2 protein-coding genes and 1 pseudogene are annotated in these 1,607 nt (G+C 74.6%); 2 read left to right on the top strand and 1 reads right to left on the bottom strand.

The annotated features are described in order from the left end of the window. Positions 1–528: pseudogene (locus AB0J52_RS39720) on the top strand (hypothetical protein); the annotation flags it as partial. A gap of 34 nt (positions 529–562) precedes the next feature. Here the strand turns inward: AB0J52_RS39720 and yczE are convergent. Further along, positions 563–1,204, bottom strand: coding sequence for a membrane protein YczE (yczE, locus tag AB0J52_RS39715; protein ID WP_500188299.1), 642 nt, complete (start codon positions 1,202–1,204; stop codon positions 563–565). Between the two features lie 62 nt (positions 1,205–1,266). Here yczE and AB0J52_RS39710 point away from each other — a divergent pair. Further along, positions 1,267–1,607: GntR family transcriptional regulator (locus tag AB0J52_RS39710; RefSeq protein ID WP_500188298.1), on the top strand; the 341-nt coding region annotated here is incomplete at its 3' end.

The following is a 1,607-nucleotide window of genomic DNA, read 5'->3' as shown; positions in this document are numbered from 1 at the left end:
ACCCCGACCGCCGTGCGGACGGTGACCGCGCAGGAGGCGGCCGGCTGGCCGGTGTCCGGCGACTCGCTGTTCATGCTGGGCCGGGCCAACGTCCGGGCGGACGGCCCGCTCCGGCTGGAGGAGCACGACCTCGGCCAGGTGCGGGTGGCGGTGCTGTCCGGCTGGACGGCCTACACCGCCACCCACCTGGCGTGGCTTGAGGAGTACCTGCACATCGGCCCGCACGGCGCCCTGGTGACCGTCCCGAACCGCAGCCTGGTGATCGTCCACCCGCTGCGCTCGGCGGACCCGTCGCCCCGCAACCGGTACCGGGCCGCCGCGAGCGCCTCGCACGAGCTCCACTCGCACGCCCAGCACGCCTACGAGGAGGGCCCGGGGTCGCTCAGCCCGCACGTCTACTGGTGGCGGTCCGGGCAGATGGACCGGCTCGACCTGCGGTACCAGGACGGCACGGTCGTGCTGCCCGAGGAGTTCGCGGCGGCCGTGGTCGGCTCGGCGTCCCGCAGCGAGCGCGCCGAACCGCTGTAGGTCCGCGCGCCCGCGCGAGATGGGCCCGGGGCGGCTAGACGACGACCGGTTCGCGCTCGGTCGCGGTGGCGGGCTCCTCGGGAGCGGGCAGCTTGACCGCCAGGGCCGGGACCGTCCAGTGGCAGATCGGGCCGATGAGGACGGCGTACAGGACCGTTCCAATCCCGACCGTGCCGCCGAGCAGCCAGCCCACCAGCAGGACGGTCAGCTCGACCCCGGTGCGGGCCACCCGGATCGGCACGCCCCTGGCGGCCAGGCCGGTCATCAGGCCGTCGCGCGGGCCGGGGCCGTGGCCGGCGCCGATGTAGCAGCCGGTGGCGACGCCGCTGACCAGGATCGCGGCGAGCAGGTACGTCCAGCGCAGGGCGGCGCCGTCCGGGTGCGGCAGCGCCCACAGGCCGAGGTCGGCGAAGAGCCCGACCAGCAGGACGTTGCTGAGCGTGCCGAGGCCGGGGCGCTGCCGCAGCGGGATCCAGGCGAGCATGACCACCGCCCCGGCGATGATGATCCAGGTGCCGAGGGAGAGTCCGAACCGGCGTGCGAGGCCCTGGTGGAACACGTCCCACGGGTCGTTGCCGAGGGCCGAGGCCACCTGGAGGGAGATGCCGAAGCCGTAGAGGGCCAGTCCGACGTAGAGCTGGGTGAGGCGGCGGAGAGTCAAGGCCAGTCCGTTCATGTCAGCCAATATGGCGGTAAGTGGTCTGGTCTCTATAGGGCCAATGTGGGAAAGTGGCCCTTATGAACGGCACGCGGTACGTGAGTGGACTGCAACTGGCCCGGCTGCTGGGCGAGGTGCCGCGCGAGCGGCCGCTGTACGCGGGGCTCGCCCGCGCGGTGCGCGGCCTCGTCCAGGACGGGCGGCTCGCCCTGCGCACCCGGCTGCCCGCCGAGCGCGACCTGGCCGCCGCCCTCGGCGTCAGCCGCACCACCGTGACCGCCGCCTACGACCGGCTGCGCACCGAGGGCTACGTGGAGAGCCGGCAGGGCGCGGGAAGCTGGACGGCGCTGCCGACCGACGGCTCGACCGCGCTGCCCACGCCCGCCGCGCCCGGCGCGGTCGTCCCCCGGTACGGGATGGC

It is taken from the genome of Spirillospora sp. NPDC049652 (assembly GCF_040675125.1).
Classification (GTDB): domain Bacteria; phylum Actinomycetota; class Actinomycetes; order Streptosporangiales; family Streptosporangiaceae; genus Spirillospora.
The sequence above is the reverse complement of the archived record's forward strand: the minus strand, read 5'-3'. Positions and strand labels throughout refer to the sequence as shown.